Annotated in this window: 19 protein-coding genes and 1 tRNA gene; 10 read left to right on the top strand and 10 right to left on the bottom strand. The window is 65.7% G+C overall.

What is annotated here, in order from left to right:
* Positions 1-117: 117 nt before the first annotated feature.
* Entirely contained in the window at positions 118-462 is a 345-nt protein-coding gene (locus tag MUU56_RS01610; protein WP_244765595.1) for an SHOCT domain-containing protein, read from the bottom strand.
* Between the two features lie 125 nt (positions 463-587).
* Here MUU56_RS01610 and MUU56_RS01615 point away from each other — a divergent pair, with 125 nt between their 5' ends.
* The 6 genes from MUU56_RS01615 to MUU56_RS01640 all read left to right on the top strand — a co-directional run bounded on the left by MUU56_RS01615 (position 588) and on the right by MUU56_RS01640 (position 7,355).
* On the top strand, positions 588-2,444 hold the full coding sequence (locus tag MUU56_RS01615; protein WP_244765596.1) for a PHA/PHB synthase family protein: 1,857 nt from the start codon (positions 588-590) through the stop codon (positions 2,442-2,444).
* Between the two features lie 12 nt (positions 2,445-2,456).
* Complete coding sequence (sfsA, locus tag MUU56_RS01620; RefSeq protein ID WP_244765597.1) at positions 2,457-3,176, top strand: DNA/RNA nuclease SfsA; 720 nt, start codon at positions 2,457-2,459, stop codon at positions 3,174-3,176.
* A gap of 30 nt (positions 3,177-3,206) precedes the next feature.
* Positions 3,207-4,034, top strand: a complete 828-nt coding sequence (gene map / locus MUU56_RS01625) for a type I methionyl aminopeptidase (RefSeq protein WP_244765598.1) — start codon at positions 3,207-3,209, stop codon at positions 4,032-4,034.
* An 8-nt stretch (positions 4,035-4,042) separates the two neighbouring features.
* The gene (radC, locus tag MUU56_RS01630; RefSeq protein WP_244765599.1) at positions 4,043-4,873 is read left to right on the top strand and encodes a RadC family protein; all 831 of its coding nucleotides are present in this window, start codon (positions 4,043-4,045) and stop codon (positions 4,871-4,873) included.
* A 181-nt stretch (positions 4,874-5,054) separates the two neighbouring features.
* Positions 5,055-6,461 carry a Si-specific NAD(P)(+) transhydrogenase gene (sthA, locus tag MUU56_RS01635; protein WP_244765600.1) on the top strand — a complete coding sequence of 469 codons (1,407 nt, stop codon included), beginning with the start codon at positions 5,055-5,057 and terminating at the stop codon, positions 6,459-6,461.
* Positions 6,462-6,551: 90 nt separating this feature from the next.
* Positions 6,552-7,355: an endonuclease/exonuclease/phosphatase family protein gene (locus tag MUU56_RS01640; protein ID WP_244765601.1), complete on the top strand. Its 804-nt coding sequence runs from the start codon at positions 6,552-6,554 to the stop codon at positions 7,353-7,355.
* 951 nt (positions 7,356-8,306) lie between these two features.
* On the opposite strand, the gene tig is transcribed toward MUU56_RS01640, so the two are convergent.
* The 4 genes from tig to MUU56_RS01660 form a co-directional block, all read right to left on the bottom strand.
* Complete coding sequence (tig, locus tag MUU56_RS01645; protein ID WP_244765602.1) at positions 8,307-9,785, bottom strand: trigger factor; 1,479 nt, start codon at positions 9,783-9,785, stop codon at positions 8,307-8,309.
* Between the two features lie 179 nt (positions 9,786-9,964).
* Positions 9,965-10,049 (bottom strand) — tRNA-Leu (locus MUU56_RS01650).
* Positions 10,050-10,173: 124 nt separating this feature from the next.
* Positions 10,174-10,764, bottom strand: a complete 591-nt coding sequence (locus tag MUU56_RS01655; RefSeq protein ID WP_244765603.1) for a GDYXXLXY domain-containing protein — start codon at positions 10,762-10,764, stop codon at positions 10,174-10,176.
* Positions 10,765-10,766: 2 nt separating this feature from the next.
* On the bottom strand, positions 10,767-11,870 hold the full coding sequence (locus MUU56_RS01660) for a DUF2157 domain-containing protein (RefSeq protein ID WP_244765604.1): 1,104 nt from the start codon (positions 11,868-11,870) through the stop codon (positions 10,767-10,769).
* A 1,100-nt stretch (positions 11,871-12,970) separates the two neighbouring features.
* Here MUU56_RS01660 and MUU56_RS01665 point away from each other — a divergent pair.
* The 3 genes from MUU56_RS01665 (at position 12,971) to trmFO (ending at position 15,153) form a co-directional block, all read left to right on the top strand.
* The gene (locus MUU56_RS01665; RefSeq protein ID WP_024270460.1) at positions 12,971-13,114 is read left to right on the top strand and encodes a DUF1127 domain-containing protein; all 144 of its coding nucleotides are present in this window, start codon (positions 12,971-12,973) and stop codon (positions 13,112-13,114) included.
* A 342-nt stretch (positions 13,115-13,456) separates the two neighbouring features.
* Positions 13,457-13,600 (top strand): DUF1127 domain-containing protein, encoded by a 144-nt coding sequence (locus MUU56_RS01670; protein ID WP_023511883.1) that lies wholly within the window; start codon positions 13,457-13,459, stop codon positions 13,598-13,600.
* Positions 13,601-13,743: 143 nt separating this feature from the next.
* Positions 13,744-15,153 carry a methylenetetrahydrofolate--tRNA-(uracil(54)-C(5))-methyltransferase (FADH(2)-oxidizing) TrmFO gene (gene trmFO, locus MUU56_RS01675; protein ID WP_244765605.1) on the top strand — a complete coding sequence of 470 codons (1,410 nt, stop codon included), beginning with the start codon at positions 13,744-13,746 and terminating at the stop codon, positions 15,151-15,153.
* A 203-nt stretch (positions 15,154-15,356) separates the two neighbouring features.
* Here trmFO and MUU56_RS01680 read toward each other — a convergent pair whose 3' ends face one another.
* The 5 genes from MUU56_RS01680 to yajC form a co-directional block, all read right to left on the bottom strand.
* Complete coding sequence (locus MUU56_RS01680; RefSeq protein WP_244765606.1) at positions 15,357-15,809, bottom strand: hypothetical protein; 453 nt, start codon at positions 15,807-15,809, stop codon at positions 15,357-15,359.
* Between the two features lie 299 nt (positions 15,810-16,108).
* Positions 16,109-16,963, bottom strand: coding sequence for a phytoene/squalene synthase family protein (locus MUU56_RS01685; protein WP_244765607.1), 855 nt, complete (start codon positions 16,961-16,963; stop codon positions 16,109-16,111).
* 8 nt (positions 16,964-16,971) lie between these two features.
* Positions 16,972-17,358 carry an Mth938-like domain-containing protein gene (locus MUU56_RS01690; RefSeq protein WP_244765608.1) on the bottom strand — a complete coding sequence of 129 codons (387 nt, stop codon included), beginning with the start codon at positions 17,356-17,358 and terminating at the stop codon, positions 16,972-16,974.
* The gene (secD, locus tag MUU56_RS01695) at positions 17,351-19,858 is read right to left on the bottom strand and encodes a protein translocase subunit SecD (RefSeq protein ID WP_244765609.1); all 2,508 of its coding nucleotides are present in this window, start codon (positions 19,856-19,858) and stop codon (positions 17,351-17,353) included. The genes MUU56_RS01690 and secD overlap by 8 nt, the downstream gene beginning before the upstream one ends.
* Before the next feature lie 88 nt (positions 19,859-19,946).
* The gene (gene yajC, locus MUU56_RS01700) at positions 19,947-20,282 is read right to left on the bottom strand and encodes a preprotein translocase subunit YajC (RefSeq protein ID WP_244765610.1); all 336 of its coding nucleotides are present in this window, start codon (positions 20,280-20,282) and stop codon (positions 19,947-19,949) included.
* A gap of 183 nt (positions 20,283-20,465) precedes the next feature.
* Between yajC and MUU56_RS01705 the strand changes: the two genes are divergently transcribed.
* Positions 20,466-21,335, top strand: a complete 870-nt coding sequence (locus MUU56_RS01705) for an ATP-binding protein (protein WP_244765611.1) — start codon at positions 20,466-20,468, stop codon at positions 21,333-21,335.
* The last annotated feature ends 61 nt before the right edge of the window (positions 21,336-21,396 follow it).

Raw genomic sequence — 21,396 nt, forward strand, 5'->3', positions numbered from 1 at the left:
CCGTGCGAATCAAGAAATCGGATACGGACGAAAGCGTTCGAAATGAAGGCGCTCCGCCCGGCCGACGGCCAATTGGCCGTCATCCGCTTTGCTGCCAAACGGCAAGAAACGCAAGCGCTAATTCGTCTTCTCGATTTGCGAAAGCGCCGCCTTGCCATGACCGTCGCGCAGCGCCTGCAATTCGGCGAGCTGGCGGCGGTATTCGGCCTCCGAAATCGCGCCCGAGCGGCGACTGTTGGAGAGCGCCGTCAGGCGCGCGCTGTAGCCGGCCGCCTCCTCGTCGCTCATCTGCTGCGTCTCGGCGCTGACGATCGCCGTGATGTCGGGATAGACGTCGGCCCGGTTCGCGCCGGCATTCGCCGTCGCGGTCGATGTCGTCTCGCTCGAGGCGCAGGAGGCGAGCGCCGCCGCGGCGGCGGCCATGAGAAGAGCGGCGCGCAAGCGCCTGATTTCGAACGCCATGTGGCTGTATGCTCCTGTCGAAACGACCGGTTCCCGATATTGCCTTGTGCGGCTGTCAGGCCCTTGTAATCTGTTTCGTAGAGAATGTAAAAATACAAAAGTAACAATAAAATCGGGAGGGAACCATGGCCGACGAACGCAAGGCGAATGAACGCGATGCGGCCGGAAACAAACCCGGTTTCCAGCCCTTCGACCCCGCGACGATCGAGCCCTACATCGTCAAGGATCCCGAGGCGCTGACGGTCAACTTCGCGCGCACCATCGAACAGCTCGGCAAGGCCGCCTCCGCCTGGCTTGCCCCGCGCGAAAGCGGCGAGAAGGTCGACACGGTTTCCGAGCCGATGGTCGACATGGTGAAAACCCTCTCCAAAGTCTCCGAATACTGGCTGACGGACCCGCGCCGCACGCTGGAGGCGCAGACGCTGCTGCTCGGCAGCTATTTCAACATCTGGTCGCGCACGCTGGGGCGCCTTTCCGGCGAGGCGCAGGACGCCGCGCCCGATCCGCATAGCAAGGACAAGCGCTTTGCCGACGAGGACTGGGTGAAGAACCCCTTCTTCGATTTCCTGCGCCAGGCCTATTTCGTCACCTCCGACTGGGCGGAGAAGCTCGTCACCGATGCCGAAGGGCTCGACGAGCACACGCGCCACAAGGCGGGCTTCTATGTGAAGCAGATCGCCAGCGCGATCTCGCCGACGAACTTCATCACCACCAATCCGCAGCTCTACCGCGAGACGGTGGCTTCCAACGGCGCGAACCTGGTGCGCGGCATGAAGATGCTGGCCGAGGACATCGCCGCCGGCCGCGGCGACCTGAAGCTGCGCCAGACCGACACGAGCAAGTTCGCCATCGGCGAGAACATGGCGCTGACGCCGGGCAAGGTGCTGGCGCAGAGCGATGTCTGCCAGGTCATCCAGTACGACGCGACGACGGAAAAGGTGCTGAAGCGCCCGCTGCTCATCTGCCCGCCCTGGATCAACAAGTTCTACATCCTCGACCTCAACCCGGCGAAATCCTTCATCAAGTGGGCGGTGGACCAGGGCCACACGGTGTTCGTCATCTCCTGGGTGAACCCGGACGAGCGGCATGCGGACAAGGACTGGGAAGCCTACGCCCGCGAAGGCGTCGGCTTCGCGCTCGACACGATCAGCCAGGCGACCGGCGAGGACGAGGTGAACGCCATCGGCTATTGCGTCGGCGGCACGCTGCTTGCGGCCACCCTCGCCCTGCACGGCCAGGAGGGCGACAAGCGCATCCGCACGGCGACGCTCTTCACCACGCAGGTCGACTTCACCCATGCCGGCGACCTGAAGGTCTTCGCCGACGAGGAGCAGATCGACCTCATCGAGCGCGGCATGAAGGCGACCGGCTATCTCGACGGCTCGAAGATGGCGACCGCCTTCAACATGCTGCGCGCCTCCGAGCTGATCTGGCCCTACTTCGTCAACAACTACCTGAAGGGCCAGGATCCCATGCCCTTCGACCTGCTCTACTGGAATTCGGATTCCACGCGAATGCCCGCCGCCAACCACTCGTTTTACCTGAGGAATTGTTATCTCAACAACACCCTCGCCAAGGGCGAGATGACGCTTGCCGGCAAGACGCTGTCGCTGAAGGACGTCAAGATCCCGATCTACAACCTCGCCACCAGGGAGGACCACATCGCGCCGGCGAAATCGGTCTTCGTCGGCAGCAAGTTCTTCGGCGGCAAGGTGACCTATGTGATGGCCGGCTCCGGCCACATCGCCGGCGTCGTCAATCCGCCGGACAAGATGAAGTACCAGTACTGGACCGGCGGGCCGGTGAAGGGCGAATTCGAGGACTGGGTGGAAAAGGCGAAGGAAACGCCCGGCTCCTGGTGGCCGCACTGGCACGACTGGATCAAGGCGCAGGACGACCGCATGGTGCCGGCGCGCAAGACCGGCGGCACGATGAACTCGATCGAGGAGGCCCCCGGCTCCTACGTGCGCGTGCGCGCCTGACCGCCGACGCCCATGAAGTTCGATCCGCCGCTCGTTTCCGGCACCCTCGTGCAGCGCTACAAGCGCTTCCTGTTCGACGCCATCCTCGACGACGGATCGGCGATCACCGGCTCCTGCCCCAATACCGGCTCGATGCGCGGCCTGACGGCGCCCGGCTCGCGCATCTGGATGTCGCAGAGCGACAGCCCGACGCGCAAGCACCGCCATCGCCTCGAACTGGTGGAGGCGGACGACACCGTCGTCGGCATCAATACGGGCCTGCCGAACCGGCTGGCGGAGGAGGCGATCCGCGCCGGCCTGGTCGCCGATCTCGGCACCTATCCCGTCGTCGAGCGGGAGAGGAAATACGGCCGCAATTCGCGCATCGACATCCTCCTGTCCGGGCCTGACCGGCCCCCCGCCTATGTCGAGGTGAAGAACGTGCATTTCCGCCGCGCCGCCGGCCTTGCGGAATTTCCCGACACGGTGACGGCACGCGGCGCAAAGCACCTCGAGGAGCTCGGCGACATGGCCGAGGCCGGTTTCCGCGCGGTCATGCTCTATCTCGTCCAGCGGGAGGATTGTTCGCGGTTCCGCATCTGCGCCGATCTCGATCCCGCCTATGCGGCCGGCTTCCGCCGGGCGCTTTCGCGCGGCGTCGAGGCCTATGCGGTCAAATGCGCCGTTACATCCCAGCAAATCCGGCCCGTGGCGTCGATCGCCATGGACGAACCCGGTCTGGCTGATCTATGAACATGCGGACAGACTAGCGAAAGTTCGACCATGGTGACCTATATCGACGCGACCTCCGCGCCGCTGAAGAACACGGGCGTGATCCGCCTTTACGACGCCGAGGCCTTTGCCGGCATGCGCAAGGCCTGCCAGCTCACAGCGCGCTGCCTCGACGAACTCTACCCGCTGGTCAAGCCGGGCGTTGCCACCGACGTCATCGACCGCTTCGTCTTCGAGTTCGGCATGGACCACGGCGCCCTGCCCGCGACGCTGAACTACCGCGGCTACACCAAGTCGAGTTGCACCTCGATCAACCACGTCGTCTGTCACGGCATCCCCAACGACAAGCCGCTGCGCGAGGGCGACGTCGTCAATATCGACGTCACCTTCATCCTCGACGGCTGGCACGGCGATTCGAGCCGCATGTATCCCGTCGGCGAGATCAAGCGCGCCGCCGAGCGCCTGCTCGAAGTCACCCACGAATGCCTGATGCGCGGCATCGCCGCCGTCAGGCCCGGCGCGCGCACCGGCGCCATCGGCGAGGCGATCCAGGCCTATGCCGAGGCCGAGCGCTGCTCGGTGGTGCGCGATTTCTGCGGCCACGGCGTCGGCCGCCTCTTCCACGACGCGCCGAACATCCTGCATTACGGCCGCGCCAACGAGGGGCCGGAAATGAAGGAGGGCATGATCTTCACCATCGAGCCGATGATCAATCTCGGCCGGCCGCATGTGAAGGTGCTCTCCGACGGCTGGACGGCGGTGACGCGCGACCGCTCGCTCTCCGCCCAGTACGAGCACACGGTGGGCGTGACGGCGGATGGCTGCGAGATCTTCACGCTTTCGCCCGGCGGCCTCGACCGCCCCGGCCTTTCCGCTTAAGGCCGCCCATGACGGGATCGCGCGGACGAACGGACACGACCTCCCCCCTTGATACGGGAAACGACCCGCCGACCGCCGACGACCTCTTCGACACGCTCGACGAGCGGGGCCATTTCTTCGAGCACCCCGCCCGCGCAACGCCCGCCAAGGCCCTTCCGGCAGCGGAAGACAAGCACTATCACGGCCACCGCGAGCGGCTTCGCCTGCGCTTCCGCGACAGCGGCGACGGGGCGCTCGCCGATTACGAGATCCTCGAGCTCCTCCTCTTCCGCCTCATCCCCCGGCGCGACACGAAGCCGGTCGCGAAAGCCCTGCTCGATCGCTTCGGCACGCTGGCCGGCGTCTTCGGCGCGACGCCCGCCCTGCTGCAGGAGGTGAAGGGCATCGGCGAGGCGGTGGCGCTGGACCTGAAGCTCGTCTCGGCCGTCGCCCAGCGCACGCTGAAGAGCGAGATCCGCAACAAGACCGTGCTCGCCTCCTGGTCCTCGGTCATCCAGTATTGCCACGCCGCCATGGCGCACGAGCCGCGCGAGCAGTTCCGCATCCTCTTCCTCGACAAGCGCAACACGCTGATCGCCGACGAGGTGCAGGGCCACGGCACGGTGGATCACACGCCGGTCTATCCGCGCGAGGTGGTGCGCCGCGCGCTGGAGCTCTCGGCCACCGCGATCATCCTCGTCCATAATCACCCGTCCGGCGACCCGACGCCGTCGCGGGCGGACATCGATATGACGAAGACGATCGTGGAGACCGCCCGGCCGCTTGGTATCACGGTGCATGACCACATCATCATCGGCAAGGACGGGCATGCCAGCCTCAAGGGGCTGAGACTGATCTGAAAGGAAGGGCGGCGCCCCGCGGGAAACCGCCGAATCGCGTTACAAAACAACGAAATCGGGTGCGTTCCTTCATCCGATTGAAACGGTTTGCTGCCACATTCGGTTGACGAAAATTTGCACGGCGAAGACAATTGCTGCATCGCAATATGATTCTTCCCGCAAAAGGCTGGGGCCATCTCACATGCAGGAATATGATCTCGTCGTCGTGGGCAGTGGCCCCGCAGGCCGCCGCGGCGCCATCCAGGCGGCAAAGCTCGGCCGCAAAGTCCTCGTCATCGAGCAGGGAAAACGCGTCGGCGGCGTCTCGGTGCACACCGGCACGATCCCCTCGAAGACGCTGCGCGAGACGGCGCTGAACCTTTCCGGCTGGCGCGAGCGCGGCTTCTACGGCCGCGCCTACCGCGTCAAGCAGGAGATCAGCGCCGACGACCTGCGCCGCCGCCTGCTCATCACGCTCGACCACGAGGTGGAGGTGCTGGAGCACCAGTTCGCCCGCAACCGCGTGCAGCACATGCGCGGCAAGGCGAAGTTCGTCACGCCGGAGACGATGGAGATCGTCAAGGACGACGGCGAGACCGTTCACGTCCAGGCCAAGAGCATCATGCTGGCCGTCGGCACCAAGCCGTACCGCCCGGAGAGCATCCCTTTCGACGGCGTCAGCGTTCTCGACAGCGACGAGCTCCTTGACATCAAGGAGCTGCCGCGCTCCATGGCCGTCATCGGCGCCGGCGTCATCGGCATCGAATATGCCACGATCTTCTCCGCGCTCGACACGCAGGTCACCGTCATCGACCCGAAGCCGACGATCCTCGATTTCATCGACAGGGAGATCGTCGAGGAGTTCATCCACGATCTGCGTGACCGCAACATGAAGCTCATCCTCGGCCAGAAGGCCGACAAGGTGGAAAAGCTGGAAAACGGCAAATGCGAGATCACGCTGGACAACGGCCGCCACGTCACCTGCGACATGGTGCTCTATGCCGCCGGCCGCGTCGGCGCGACGGACAGCCTGAACCTCGCCGCAGCGGGCCTGACGGCCGATTCGCGCGGCCGCCTCAGCGTCAACCCGGAGACCTTCCAGACCGACGTGCCGCATATCTACGCCGCCGGCGACGTCGTCGGCTTCCCGAGCCTTGCCTCGACCTCGATGGAACAGGGGCGCATCGCCGCCCGTGTCGCCGTCGGCGCCATCGCCAAGGAACCGCCGAAATATTTCCCCTACGGCATCTACGCCGTGCCGGAAATCTCCACCTGCGGCCTCACCGAGGAAGAGGTGAAGGAGCGCGGCATCCCCTATGAATGCGGCATGGCGCGTTTCCGGGAGACCTCGCGCGGCCACATCATGGGCCTCAATTCCGGCCTGCTGAAGATGATCTTCTCGCTGAAGACGCGGCGCCTGCTCGGCGTGCACATCGTCGGCGAAGGCGCGACGGAGCTCGTCCATATCGGCCAGGCGGTGCTCAACCTGAAGGGCACCGTCGAATATTTCGTCGAGAACACCTTCAACTACCCGACGCTCGCCGAAGCCTACAAGATCGCCGGCCTCGACGCCTGGAACCGCATGGGCGACCTGTCGCAGGCGAAGTGATCCGCTTCGCCGGCCAAGGCCGCTCCGGCAGATATGCGAAGCGGTTTTGCGCCTGCAGCGGCGGAAGAACGGGCAGAAGGAACGGCACGCATGAGGATCCTGTCGCTGAACGTCTGGGGCGGCATGCTGCACGCGCCGCTCATCGACTATCTCAGGGCCGTCGATGCCGATGTCTATTGCCTGCAGGAGGTGCCCCGCGCCATCGCCGCGCGGTCGGCATGGCTGACCTATCGCGACGGCGCGGTGGAACTCCAGCAGCGCGCCGATCTCTACCGGGACATCGCGACGGCCCTGCCCGGCCATGACGGCTTCTTCGCGCCGGCCATGCGCGGCGAGCTGGCGGACGGCGATCGTCCCTGCTGGCAGGAGTTCGGCCTTGCCACCTTCATCCGCCAGGATATCGCCGTGATCGGCCAGGCGCTCGATTTCGTGCACGGCGCGTTCTCCCCGCACGGTTTCGGCCCCCACCCCCGCCCCCGCAACGCCCACGCCTTCCGCCTCTACGACTATGCCGCGGACCGCGCGCTCACCGTCGCACAGCTTCACGGCCTTCGAACCGTCGACGGCAAGGGCGACACGCCGGAGCGCGCGGCGCAGGCCGAGGCCCTCGTCGCCCTCATCGCGCGCCTGCACCGCCAGGACGAAGGCCTCGTCCTCTGCGGTGATTTCAACGTGCTGCCCGAGAGCAAGACGTTCAAGACACTCGCGCGGTTCGGCCTCACCGACCTCGTCATCACCCGCGGCTTCACCGACACGCGGACCTCGCTCTACACGAAGCCCGGCCGCTATGCCGACTACATGCTGGTGAACGCGACGGTACGCGTTGCGGATTTCACCGTCGTGGAGGCGCCGGAAGTGTCGGATCACCGGGCATTGCTGCTCAGCGTCGGATAAAACCCGCCAAGCACGGTGCGTTGGATCCTCGGGTCAAGCCCGAGGATGACGGAGGGGAGGAAACGCCACCTGCTCTTCAAGCGGCACGGCATGCCGCCCCCCGCATTTTCCGACGAGTTTCCTCTTCTTGCATCATTTTCCGGCATCATCCGGGGATGGCGGCGAGGAGGAAGCGGCGCAAGCCCCTCCAATGGGCGCGGCACGCGGCCCCTTCGCCGATACCTCCAAACCTCTCGTCTTGCGTCATCCTCGGGCTTGACCCGAGGATCCAGGCCCCACGCCGCAGCTATTCCTCATCCCCGTTCCCACCGCACATTTTCCCCGCCCCCTCCATCCATGCCTACAATCTCCCCATCCCGCCGCGGATACACCGCGAGGCGTCGCGGCGAGGCGGGGTCGGCGCGGGGCGTGGGGGGAAGACGCAGAACCCCATGCACCGGGCCTGCGGAAAATGGTCTCCCTCCGGCGACACGGGGGAAGCGGCGGGCGTTGGACCGAGCCTTCCGCTTCACGCCCCGAACGGCGCGCCGGGCGTGCCTGTGCGGCACACAAGGGGGCCGGTCTGGCGGATGCGTCGGCATCGTCCGCCGGGATGAAGCCCGTCCGGAAAGGCTTGCCTTTCCGTCCGCCATCGCCAAGGCGCGCGATGACGGATGCAAAAACGGAAAACGGCGTCATCCCGGAAACCGACGGGAAACGTCCGCCCGGCCCGGCCTTTGCAGAGAGGCCCAGGTCGCGGGCAAAAACCGCCGAACGGGGCGCTGAAAGGCGTCATATACATATTTCTGACCCGGCGGCTTCCAGCGCCCCGTCCGATGCTCTTTGAAAACCCACGGGCGGAAACCGCCGCGTGGATGACGGTGCGAAAACAGCAGGAACGCGGCCCTTGCCGCGCAAACAAAAAGGCCGCCCCGAAGGACGGCCTCTTTACATGATATCCGGTCGGACCGATTATTCGGCGTCGCCTTCGGCGGCCTTCTTCTTGGCCGGGGCCTTCTTCTTCGGAGCGGCGTCTTCGCCTTCGGCAGCTTCGGCCTTGGCGGCAGCCTTCTTCTTCGGCGCGGCCTTCTTGGCTTCCTTCTCGGAACCTTCGGCCTCGTCGTCCGCCATCAGCTCGTCCTTGGAGACGGTCTTGTCCGTCACCTTGATCTCGCCGAGCAGGTGGTCGACGACCTTCTCTTCGAAGATCGGCGCGCGGAGCGAAGCGGCGGCGCCCGGGGTCTTCTGGAAGTATTCGAGGATCTGCTTTTCCTGGCCCGGGAACTGGCGGAGCTGCTGGTAGAGCGACTGCTGCATTTCCTCGTCGCTCACCTGGACGCCGGCCTTCTCGCCGATTTCCGAGAGAACGAGGCCGAGGCGGACGCGGCGCTCGGCAAGCTTGCGATATTCTTCGCGCGCAGCTTCTTCCGTCGTGTCCTCGTCAGCGAAGGTCTTGCCGGACTGCTGGAGGTCCGTGTTGATCTGGCGCCAGATGTTTTCGAATTCGGCGTCGACCAGGCGCTCCGGCGTGTCGAACTTGTACATCTCGTCGAGCTGGTCGAGGATCTGGCGCTTGACCTTCTGGCGGGTGACCGAGCCGTACTGGCTCTCGATCTGGCCGCGGACGATCTCGCGCAGCTTGTCGGCCGATTCGAGGCCGAGCTTCTTGGCAAGCTCGTCGTTGATCTCGACATCGGCCGGGGCGGCGACGTCCTTGACGTTGATGTCGAAGGTCGCTTCCTTGCCGGCAAGGTTGGCGGCCGGATAGTCGGCCGGGAAGGTCACGGTGATGACCTTCTCGTCGCCGGCCTTCAGGCCGACGAGCTGCTCTTCGAAGCCCGGGATGAAGCGGTTGGAGCCGAGAACCAGCTCCGCGTCCTCGTCCTTGCCGCCGTCGAAGGGCTCGCCGTCGACCTTGCCGAGATAGTCGATGGTGACGCGGTCGCCGTCGGCGGCCTTGCCCTTCTTCGTCTCGTAGGAACGGGCGCTTTCGGCGATCTTGAGGATCTGCTCGTCGACTTCGGCAGCGTCGACTTCGACGACTTCGCGCGTGACGGCGATGCCGGAATTGTCCTTGAGGTCGATGGCCGGGATCACTTCATAGGAGAGCGTGAACTCGAAATCGGCCTGGCCGGCGAGGATCTTCTCGGCCTCGGCCTGGTCCTCGGTCATCGCGATTTCCGGCTGCGTCGCGGACTTTTCGCCGCGCTCGGAAAGGATGGCCGACGGACGGTCGCGGACGATCTCGTTGACGAGTTCGGCCATGATGGACTTGCCGTACATCTTCTTGAGATGGGCGAAGGGCACCTTGCCCGGACGGAAGCCGTTGATGCGGACACGGCCCTTGGCGTCTTCAAGACGCTCGTTCATCTGAGCTTCCATGTCCTTGGCCGGGATGACGACCTTGATTTCGCGCTTCAGCCCTTCAGCGAGCGTTTCGATAACCTGCATGTTCAAACCTTCATTTCGAGTTGGCGGTGCTCAAACCGGCCTGCCGGTTATGGCGAACACCCCGCCGGTCCATTTGCCGGCAGTGGCTTTACTGAATTTCGTGGCCTTTTGGCAAGCAAAATGGCGCTCTCATATATCCACAACCCGCCGAAACCTTCTGTTTCGGCGTTCGGTGGCTCTGGTGCGGGTAGAGAGACTTGAACTCCCACGCCTTGCGGCACCAGAACCTAAATCTGGCGTGTCTACCAATTTCACCATACCCGCGTCTCAGAAACCGCTTTGCCACGAGCAGCGTAGCCGCGCACCGTGGCGCCTTCCGAGCGCGGCGTCTCTATATCACCCGTTTTGGGCGGATCAAAGGAAAAATGCGGGGTTTCGGGCACCGCGCTCAATAGAGCGGTTCGTCGTAGACGGGCTCCCCCCGAAGGACCAGCCGGGCGATCTGCGGCGTGCCGTCCTTCGAGACGCGCGCCTCCACCTCCAGCTCCTCCTGGTTGCGGGCATCCTCCAGCACCCTGCCCTCGCCCTCCGGCACGTAGTAGCGCTCGATACCGTAGTTGACGAAGAGGGCATCCGGCAGGCCGCCGTCGCCGGCGGAATAGTAGTCGAAGGGCAGCGTGCGCAGGATGACGCTGCCTGCCTCCGGCGCAAGGTCGCCGAAGCGCGCCTCGCTCGCCGTCCACAGGCCGTCCGCGCCCGGCGTCAGCCGCACGGCAAGGCGCACGCGGCCGCTCGCCTTCGGCACCTCGCCGGTGACGATCGCCTTCGGGATGGTCGAGATCGGGTAGGAGAGGATGACGTAGTCGCCGCGCAGCAGATCACGCGGATCGACCGGCTGCGTCTTCAGCTTGATGTCGGCGCCGCTGCGCAGGATCGAGGCGCGGCTTTCGACCATGTAGCCAAGCACGGCGGTCTGCAGCGCGGCCGCGAGGATGCCGGCGACGAGCGGGGGCACGCGGAGAAAGCGGGATGTCGTCATGGTCAGGCCTCCGCTCTGGTTTCAGCCTTGGAAAACCGCCGCTCCAGCACGATCACCGCCCAGGCGACCAGCGCCACGACCAGTCCGGACACCAGGAAGAAGCCGGACGTGCCGATGATCGAGCCGATCGTCTCGGAGGCGAGATAAAGCGTCTCGGCGGCGAAGGTCGCATAACCGAGGTAACGCACCGCGCCGTTCTCCTTGCCGGACAGCGCGATGCCGGCAATGGCGGCGACGAGCGTGACGATGCCGAGCAACAGCCGGTTCGCGATGTCGTCGAATTCGGCATGCAGCACGAGAAGGCCGACCACCAGCACCAGGTAGGAATAGAAGGCCGGTGCCGCGCCGGCGCTGCGGGCGAGCGCATGGAGCGGCGATTGCGGCACGGCGGCAAGGAGATAGGCGACGGCGCCGAACCCCGCGATCGCGATGGCGGTCTCGGGCGTCTCGTATTCGCTATAGATAAAGGCGAGCCAGGCGACGAGCAGCAGATAGGCGAGATGCCGCACCCGTGCCGCGCCGGTATAGCGCACCAGAAGAATGATGACGGCCGCCATCAGCGGCATCAGCCAGAGCAGCACCGTCTCGTCGACATTGTAGGATTGCGTCCAGTCCGCACCGGAGACGACGAAGGCGAGGACACCGGCAATGGCCGTGACGGCGCCAGAGCGGAAGAGCGCGGCGGCGGCGACCGCGCCGGCGAACCAGACGAGCATCGCCTGGAACGTGTCGCCGGAGAGATGATACATCTGCCCGACAAGCGCGATCGCGCCGCCGAAGGCGAGCGTGCCGAAGACGAGGAAGGCGGCCGCCAGCCGCTCCGCGCCGCGGCCGACCAGCACCGCGCCGCCAAGATAGGCGCCCCAGATCAGGCCGACGATGCCGACGAGCCGCACGAGCCGCGGGATCGCTTCCCAGTTGGCCGCAACGAGCAGCAGAACCGCGGCGGAGACGAGAAGGGCCGCGATGATCATCAGCACCCGCCCGAGGCTGAAGGAACTGGGCCGGGAATCGTATTCCTGCAGCAGGCGACCGGCCGTCGGGGCATCGAGCAGGCCCTGTGCCGTCCAGTGTTTGAGGTCGCGCTCCAGCCTGCCCCTGTACATCCGTTCCCGCTCCGTTCGGAAAAACACCGGTGGTTCACGCCGATTCCGGCTTTGTCAACAGGAACGATACAGATCGGCCGGAAATTCGCAATCGGAGCAAAAATCCGCCAAAAGGGCATTTATTCGCGCTTCTCGCCCTTGAAGACCGGCCTCCGACCACCAAGATTAACGGGAAATAAAGAAAGATTGGATAAAGCTGGCCTTCACAGGCCGATTGGCCCGGTGATTTCGGACATGCAGATGGCGCATATCATCCATGCTCATATTGCACTGCACAAAATCGACGGCCAGGGCTATAGTACAGACATCGGATCAGAAGCGATCCGGCCCGCAAATCAAGGCGCCGCGTAGTGTAGGGCGACAGAGGAACGGGAAGGCGGACGGGTCGAACCGCCCGGCATGATGCCGAAAGACCCGGGCCCCGCAAGCGGGGAACGACATGGAATTCGGAACGACGCACTCCTCCTCCCAGCGTCGTTTCGATACGATTGGCAACACTCCTCCTCCCAGTTGCCAATCAACTTTAGTGACGCCCGCTGGATCTCCTCCCCCAGCGGGCGTTATTATTTGCGCAAACGCATGGCAGGCCGCGCCAAAGCGGCCCGATCGCCAGACAAGCCCACCGTTTCGCCCAACACCTGGGCAACCCCGTCCCGCACAGCGCGGAATACATGCACCCTGCGCATAGGTGCCATTCCGATCGCGCTCTACCGCGCACGGCTTTGGCGACCTATATGGTTCTTATCGGTCGGGCGACGATCTCCTCCTCCCAACGTCCCCGACAGGATTGGCGGCCCTCCCTCCTCCCAGGCTGCCAATCGATATCAGCAACGCCCGCCGGACCTCCTCCCCCGGCGGGCGTTGTTTTTTGCGTCGCACCCAAGCAATGTTGCATAGCGACCTTAACCTTTATGGCCGAACGCCCGGAATTTGGCCTGAATTTTGTCAAAATTTCTGCTTGACATGCTCAAAACGCATAGGTGCCGTGCTGTAACAGCGCTGTTCTTTTCGGCGGCGCAGCGTATATTCCAATCATCAGATCGGGGCGGCGCCAAGGACGAGCGGCCGCCCAGCAGGAAGCCCAAGAAAGGGGTAAGAACATGAACCTGGCACGCTCTTTCAACAACTGGCGCAAGTACCGTCAGACCGTCAACGAACTCGGCCGCATGTCGGACCGGGAACTCCGTGACCTCGGCATCGGCCGCAGCGATATCCCGTATATCGCCCGCAAGGCCGCCAACTAAGCCGAACGACCTTTAACGGTCCCGTTTCGAACGCCCTCCGGCTCCCGCCGGAGGGCGTTTTCGTTTGCGCGTCTTTTTGCGCCGCACAATGTCGCAATTTTCCATGCGCGACATGCAGGGCCGCCCTTCCCCGGCACGCATTTTTCCTATCTGCCTGGAATGGCGGCATTTTCTGCCCATTTTGCCTGCAGGCGATCCATCTGCCCGATTGATGGTCGTCTTATTGCACAAATGCATAGCAGCTGCATTTTCTTTGCACTGCACATTAACAAGGGGATCGCCTATATAGAGCTCACACACCGGCGAGACAGACCTCCCGGCCAACACTTCGAGGAGATGACCATGAACCCGATCCGCATTGCAAAGAACTGGATTTCCTACCGCCGCACGATGAACGAACTCGGCAACCTGTCGAACCACACGCTGTCCGACATCGGCCTGACCCGTTACGACATCCGCGACATCGCAGCCCGTTCCTTCCGCTAAGACATAGCCGGTTTCCGCCGCTGCGGCCGGAAACGGCGACGCGCGAGGAACGCTTCAAACGGCACCATTCGGTGCCGTTTTTGATTCGGGCTTTTGAATCTCCGCCGTGGAAGTCGGCCCGCGGGCATGGTAACGAACCGCCCATGACACAGACCTCCTCCCTCGCTCCCATCCACGTCATCGGCGGCGGCCTTGCCGGCTCGGAAGCCGCCTGGCAGATCGCCGAGAACGGCGTCCCCGTCATCCTGCATGAAATGCGCGGCGTGCGCGGCACGGATGCCCACAAGACGGACGGCCTTGCCGAGCTCGTCTGTTCCAATTCCTTCCGCTCGGACGATGCGACCAGCAATGCCGTCGGCGTGCTGCACGCCGAAATGCGGCTCGCCGGCTCGCTGATCATGCGCGCGGCCGATGCCAGCCAGGTGCCGGCCGGCGGCGCGCTCGCCGTCGACCGCGACGGCTTTTCCGCCGCCGTCACCGCCGCACTCGAAAGCCACCCGCTGATCACCATCACGCGCGAGGAAGTCACCGGCCTGCCGCCGGAGGACTGGGACCAGGCGATCATCGCCACCGGGCCGCTCACCGCCCCCTCGCTCGCCGCGGCGATCCAGGAACGCACCGGCGCCGATTCGCTCGCCTTCTTCGATGCCATCGCGCCGATCGTGCACACGGCCAGCGTCGACATGGACATCTGCTGGTTCCAGTCGCGCTACGACAAGGTCGGCCCCGGCGGCACGGGCAAGGACTACATCAACTGCCCGATGGACGAGGCGCAGTACAACGCCTTCGTCGACGCCCTCATCGCCGGCGACACGACGGGCTTCAAGGAATGGGAAGGCACGCCCTATTTCGACGGCTGCCTGCCGATCGAGGTGATGGCGGAGCGCGGCCGCGAGACGCTGCGCCACGGGCCGATGAAGCCGATGGGCCTTACCAATGCGCACAACCCGACGGTCAAGCCCTATGCTGTCGTGCAGCTGCGGCAGGACAATGCGCTCGGCACGCTCTACAACATGGTCGGCTTCCAGACGAAGCTGAAATACGGCGCGCAGGCAGAAATCTTCCGCCTGATCCCCGGCCTCCAGAACGCCGAGTTCGCCCGCCTCGGCGGCCTTCACCGCAACACCTACATCAACTCGCCGACGCTGCTCGACCGCTCGCTGACGCTGAAGGGCCGCCCGGGCCTGCGCTTTGCCGGCCAGATCACCGGCTGCGAGGGCTATGTGGAGAGCGCCAGCATCGGCCTGCTCGCCGGCCGCTTCGCGGTGGCCGAACGGCGCGGCGAAACGCCGTCGCTGCCGCCGGAAACCACGGCCTTCGGTTCGCTGCTCGGCCACATCACCGGCGGCCACATCGTCTCCGACGACGAGCCGGGCAAACGCTCCTTCCAGCCGATGAACATCAATTTCGGCCTGTTCCCGCCGCTGGAGCCGGGCACGGTGACGAAGCCGGAAGGCATGAAGCGGTTCCGCGGCAAGGACAAGGCCCTCGCCAAGAAGCAGGCGACGGCCGCAAGGGCGCTCGAAGACTGCGCCCGCTGGCTCGGCCGCTGACCTCGGGCAGCCCGGCCCACAGCCGCACCCTCAAAATGCACGACACCCGTATAAGGCCGGGAGCGCGCCTCTTGTCCTTCTCTACGAGGGGCTGCAGGCGCAAGACGGACACGCCCCCCTTATCCGACCCTCGGGCCACCTTCTCTTCGCAGAGGAGAAGGAAAAGGAGGCAATGTCGAGCCATGGGCGATTGGCCCGCCTTTTTAGATTTGCCGGCCTGCGGCCTCCGGGCCAAGACCGACCACCGCCGGCATGAAGCTGCCGAGCAGCCAGAGCGAGACCTCCGCGGCCTCCCGCTCGTCGCGGAACTCGAAGACGCCGCCCTCGAAGGCGGCATTGGCGAACTTCACGGCGAGGCGCTTCGGGCCGGCGCTTTCGACGCGCACGGTGCCGGGTTCGATCCGGTGGCAGGAATAGTGGTGGCCGTGGGCATGCATGCAGCCGGCCTTGCCGTCATGCAGGCGCAGGAACACCGTGCGGCCGTCCGTCGTGGCGATGACCTCGCGGATCGCCTCCTCGGGAAAGGCCCGGCCGAATTCCAGGATCGCGAGCCCGGCATCCTCGCCGGCCATCTCCTGCGCATCCTCCCGGCGAAACACCTGACGGAAGACGAGGCCGGCCAAGAGCAGGCAGGCGATGGTGACGGTCCAGAGCATCGGCGCGATTCCTCCACGAAAAACATCCTGCCGCTGTAGCGGACAAGGCTTGCGCCAGTTTTGCGTCTTGTCAGGTGCCAAGGCACGTCGCGCGGACATGCGCGGCGATTTTACGCGACATGCGAAGAAACGGGAAGCCGGCCGGGCGCCTTAGGGTCCGTACTCCAACAGAACACCTATCCTGAGGGGGACGGATCCTGGAGCATTTCCAGCCGAAGCGAAGTCGCTTTGGCGTCGGATAATGCGGTAAAACAAGAATCTGGGGTATTTCCGGTGAACCGGAGTTCACCGGAAATGCTCTAGAACGGGCCGCGGCGCAGCGCCCGCCACATCCACCACTGTCGCCGCCACTGGGCGGGCTGGAGAGAACGCTCCAGTGCCGCCGCGCCGGCCTTCTCCACTGCATCCAGTATAGGCGAAACGAGGGCGACCGGCAAAAAGGCCGGGCGATTGGCCGGTGAAATGCCGCCGGCGGCCCTGGCCTTGGCGAGATGTTCCCGGCCGAGGCCGATAAAGGCATCCACCGCCCGCGCGGCCGCGGCGATGTCGTCGCCGGCAAGCAGGCCCTCCGGCGTCAGGCCCGTGGCGGCGAGAAGATCGGCCGGCAGGTAGACCTGGCCGCGCCGCCGGTGGATCGGCAGCATCAGCAACGTGCCCGCGACGGTCTGCGCCACGCCGGCATGCCCCGCGGCCTCGGCCGATGCAGGCGCCCCTGCCGGATCGAGGATGAGGCTTGCGAGCTGGATCAGCGCCGAGGCGGTTTCGCCGGCATAGCCCTCGAATGCCGCACGGCTCTCCATCGGGTCGTTGTAGACATCGAAGATGCGCGCCTCGGTCATGTCCGTCAGCACGGCGACCGGCAGCCGGTATTCCTCCACACAGGCCATCAGGCCGGCGGCGAGCGGGTTGGCCATGGCGTCGCCCTCGGCCGTGCCGTCGAGCACGTCGCGCCACCATTGCAGGCGGATCTCGCCGGGCAGCGCCTCGCGCACCACGTCGCGCACGCGGGCGATCTCGGCATTGAAGGCGTAGAGCGCGGCAAGCGCCCCGCGCTTTTCCGCCGGGGCCAGCAGGCAGGCGAGATAGCGGTCGCGATCGGTGTCGCGGAGCATTGCCAGACAATGCGCGTAATGGTCTTGCCGCAGATCGGTCATGTCTGATGTCACACGGCGATCAGCGCGGCGGCGACGGCCCGGCTCTCGGCCAGCATGACATTGAACGTGCGCACGGCAGCGCCGGTGCTCATCGGGTCGGAGCGGACCTTGCGCTCCGTCAACGCCGCCTTGATCTCGGCCGAAAGCGGGCGGATCTCCTTGCCGGTGCCGACGAGCAGCACCTCGATCTCACCCGCCTCGTCCAGCACGCGCTGGAGGTCGGACAGCGTCAGCGGCGTGCCCTCCTGCTTGTCCCAGCCGTGGATGCCGGACGGCAGGCAGAGGATGGAGCCGCGATGCGACATGTCGGCGAAGCGGAAGCCGCCATTGCCATATGCGTCGATCGGCGCCCGCCCGGGGAAATGCGCCTCCCGGATTTCGATGCCCTTAGCCATTGGCTCCCGTCGCCTCCGTGGCCGGTCCCTTGCCGCCCTTGCCCGGGCGGTAGCGCTCCGGCTGCAGGCGGAACAGGATGAGGATCGGCCCGGCAATGTAGATAGAGGATATGGTGCCGATCGCCACTCCGAAGAGCAGCGTCAGCGCGAAGGTGCCGATCGCCTCGCCGCCGAAGAGCGCGAGCGCGGCAAGCGCGATCAGCGTGGTCGCGGACGTCAGGACGGTGCGCGACAGCGTGCGGTTGATCGCGTCGTCGATCAGGATCGGCAGCGGCATCTGCTTGAAATGCCGAAGGTTCTCGCGGATACGGTCGTAGACGACCATCGTGTCGTTCAGCGAATAGCCGGCGATCGTCAGCAGCGCGGCGACCGCGGTGACGTTGAACTCGATCTTGGCGAGCGCCAGGAAACCGAGCGTGAAGAACACGTCATGCGCCAGCGCGATGATCGCGCCGATGGCGAAATGCCATTCGAAGCGGACCCAGATATAGGCGATGAGCGCAAGCAGGCCGACGACGAAGCCGAGCGTCGCCGTATCGATCAGCTCGCCGGAAATCGCCGGGCCGACCACCTCGACGCGGCGGAAGTCGTAGTCGTCCTCCAGCTCGCCGCGGGCGACCAGCACGGAGGTCTGCTCCGCGTTCTCGCCCTCGCCCGCCGATGTCAGCCGCACCAGCGCATGGCGCGCGTCTCGCTGTTTCGTGACGGTCAGCACGTCCACGCCGGCATCGTTCAGGCGGGCGGTGATGTCGTCGAGATCGGCATTGCCGGCCTTGGCCTGAACCTCCAGCGCCGCGCCGCCGGTGAAATCGATGCCGAGCCTGAGCTTGCCGGCGACAAGCAGGCCGGCAATGGCGAGCGACAGCACCGCGGTCAGGAGGAAGACCCCGTTGCGCACCGCCATGAAGCGCAGGTTGAGCCGGTCGAAGAGGCCGGTGCGCACGCCCTTCGGCAGGTGCGTCGCGTGGCTGCGGTTGAGCCAGACGGTAACAAGGCGGCGCGTCAGCGTGAAGGTGGTGACGAGCGTCGCGAAAAGGCCGATGCCGACGGCAAGCGCGAAGGCGCGCACCGGAGCTGCCGAAAGCAGGAAGAGGACCGCGATGGCGATGAACATGGTGACGGAGGCATCGAGCACCGTGGCACGGGCACGACGGAAGCCGACCAGGACCGACCGGGAGAGCTCCCGTCCGCCCTTCACCTCCTCGCGGATGCGTTCGAAGATCAGCACGCTGGCATCGACCGCGATGCCGACGGTCAGCACCATGCCGGCGATCATCGACAGCGAGACCGGCGCGCCGACAAGCGCCAGCACCGCGAAGGAGAGGACCATGGCGAAGGCCAGCGACAAGGAGGCGATGACGCCGAGCACGCCGTAGAAGAAGGTCATGAAGGCGACGACGGCAACGATGGCGACCGCAAGCGCGACGACCACCGTCGTGGCCGAGGTCGTGCCGAGCGCCGGCTCGATCGAGCGCTCCTCGATGATGGTGAGCGGGGCCGGCAGCGGGCCGCTCGCGATGATGCGCGCGAGGTTCGCCGCCCCTTCCGCGTCGAAATCGCCGGAAAGGCGGCCGACGCCATCGGTGATGGCGCCCTGGATGCGCGAGGTCGAGATCACCTGCTCGTCGAGCAGGATGGCGATGGTGCGCCCGCTGTTCTCCCGCGTGAAGGCGGCGAGCTTTTCGGCAGCGCCGGCCTTCAGCACGAATTCGATGAAGGGCTCGTCGTTGGGCGCGGGCTCCGCCGAGGCGACATCGACGGCGGTGAAGAGATCGTCCTGCCGCACGACATAACCGACCGGCGGCTCGCCGGTGGAGTAGAGCACCTCGGAGCCCGCCGGCACGCCGTCCTCGATCGCCGTGTCGAGCGGCACGCTGTCGTCGACGAGCCGGGCGGAAAGCCTGCCGACCGTCGCCAGCATGTCCTTGACGCGCTGCGGATCGGTCAGGCCCGGCATGGAGACGACGATGCGATCACGCTCGCCGCGCGCGACGACGAGCTCGGGAATGTCGAGGCTCTCGACGCGGCGGCGCACCGCATCGACGGCCCCGAGCGAGGCCGCGCTTGCGGCGCTGTCGACGGCATCGGCGGCAAGCACGATGCGGAACTTGCCGCTTTCCGGCTCGCTGAGCGCGCCAAGGCCAAGGCCGGCGAGCGCCGTACGGGCGGCATCGAGGCGGTCGGTCGCCGTTACCGTGACGTCGATCGTGTCTTCTGCCCCGTTGAGGTCGCTGTGGGCAATGCGCGCGGCGCGCAGGGTGCTCCCGATGGTCTCGACGGCCGCGCGCAGGCGCTCGGCCGCGATGTCACTGCGCGAGACCTTCAGCACGAGGCGGGAGCCGCCTGTCAGGTCGAGGCCGGGGACGAGGCGATGGCCCGCCACCCAGCCGGGCAGGCCGACGGTCATGCGCGCCGGCAAAAGGCTCGGCAGAAGGACAAGAAGGCTCGCCGCAAGGACGAGCCAGAGAGAAAAGGTCTTCCAGCGGGCGGATTGCTGCATCGCGATCTCGACTAATCCGGCGCGCCGCCGGCTGAAAACCAGTCGGGCCGTCCGGCCGGGTCATTGCCCGGCCAGGCGGCAGGCCAAGTCATTCCTTGACGGGTTCGCCCTTGACGCGGACTTCGCTGACGCCGCTGCGCACGACGCGCACCTTCATGCCTTCGGCGATCTCGACTTCGAGTTCGTTGTCGTCGACGACCTTGGTGACCTTGCCGACGATGCCGCCGCCGGTGACGACCTGGTCGCCGCGGCGGATGTTCTTCAGAAGCTCATCGCGACGCTTCATGGCGGCGCGCTGCGGGCGGATGATGAGGAAATACATCACCACGAAGATCAGCAGAAACGGCAGGACCGACATGAGAATGTCTGCGCCGCCTGCCCCGCCGGGTGCCGCCGTCTGCGCGAAGGCCTCGGTAATGAACATCAACTACTCCTTGAAATCGTGAATTCGGGCGGCCAGAGGGGCCGTTTCGGTTGCCGGAATATAGGCAAGCGGGCATTGAATGCAACACACGACCTTGCGAAGCGGCCTGTTTTCAAGCGCTTTCCCCCTTTTCGCGACCCGCCGCCGCATGCTACCCGGCAGGGACGCATGAGGAGAGAGAAATTGCAGGAAGATCACGTCAAGCTCTTGCTCGCCGAAATCGGCCGCATCAACGCCGCGCTGGAACGCCTCGCCGGCCCCGCCCCCGCCGTCAACGACTGGAACGCCGCCGAGGTCTTCGTCTGGTCGCCGGCCCGCCAGCACCTGCAGCCGGTCAGGCGGCCGAACCGCATCGAGATCGAGCTGATCCGCGGCGTCGACCATGTGCGCGACATCCTCGTCGACAACACGGTGCGTTTCGCCCGCGGACTGCCGGCGAACAACGTGCTGCTCTGGGGCGCGCGCGGCATGGGCAAGTCGTCGCTGGTCAAATCCGTCCATGCGCTGGCCGCGAAGGAGACGGGCAGCGGGCTGAAGCTGGTGGAAGTGCACCGCGAGGACATCGCCACGCTGCCGGCGCTGATGGACATCCTCAAGGAAGCGCCCTGCCCGGTCATCATCTTCTGCGACGACCTGTCCTTCGACCATGACGACACGTCCTACAAGTCGTTGAAGGCGGCGCTCGACGGGGGCGTGGAGGGCCGGCCGGACAATGTGCTGCTCTACGCCACCTCCAACCGCCGGCACCTCCTGCCGCGCGACATGATGGAGAACGAGCAGTCGACGGCGATCAACCCGTCGGAGGCGGTAGAGGAGAAGGTCTCGCTTTCCGACCGTTTCGGCCTCTGGCTCGGCTTCTACAAATGCAGCCAGGCCGAATATCTCGAGATGATCGACGGCTACGCCCGGCATTTCGGCCTCGACATCCCGGCAGAGCAGCTGCACGCCGAGGCGCTGGAATGGGCGACGACCCGCGGCTCCCGCTCCGGCCGCGTCGCCTGGCAATATGTGCAGGATCTGGCCGGGCGCCTCGGCAAGCCGCTGATGAAATGAGAGGGGCCGGTCGGGCCGACCTTCCTCTTGAGGGTAACCTCGCCCCACCCTCTGTCGTCAT

The sequence above is a fragment of the Shinella yambaruensis genome (assembly GCF_022899355.1).
In the GTDB taxonomy this organism is placed as follows: Bacteria; Pseudomonadota; Alphaproteobacteria; order Rhizobiales; family Rhizobiaceae; genus Shinella; species Shinella yambaruensis.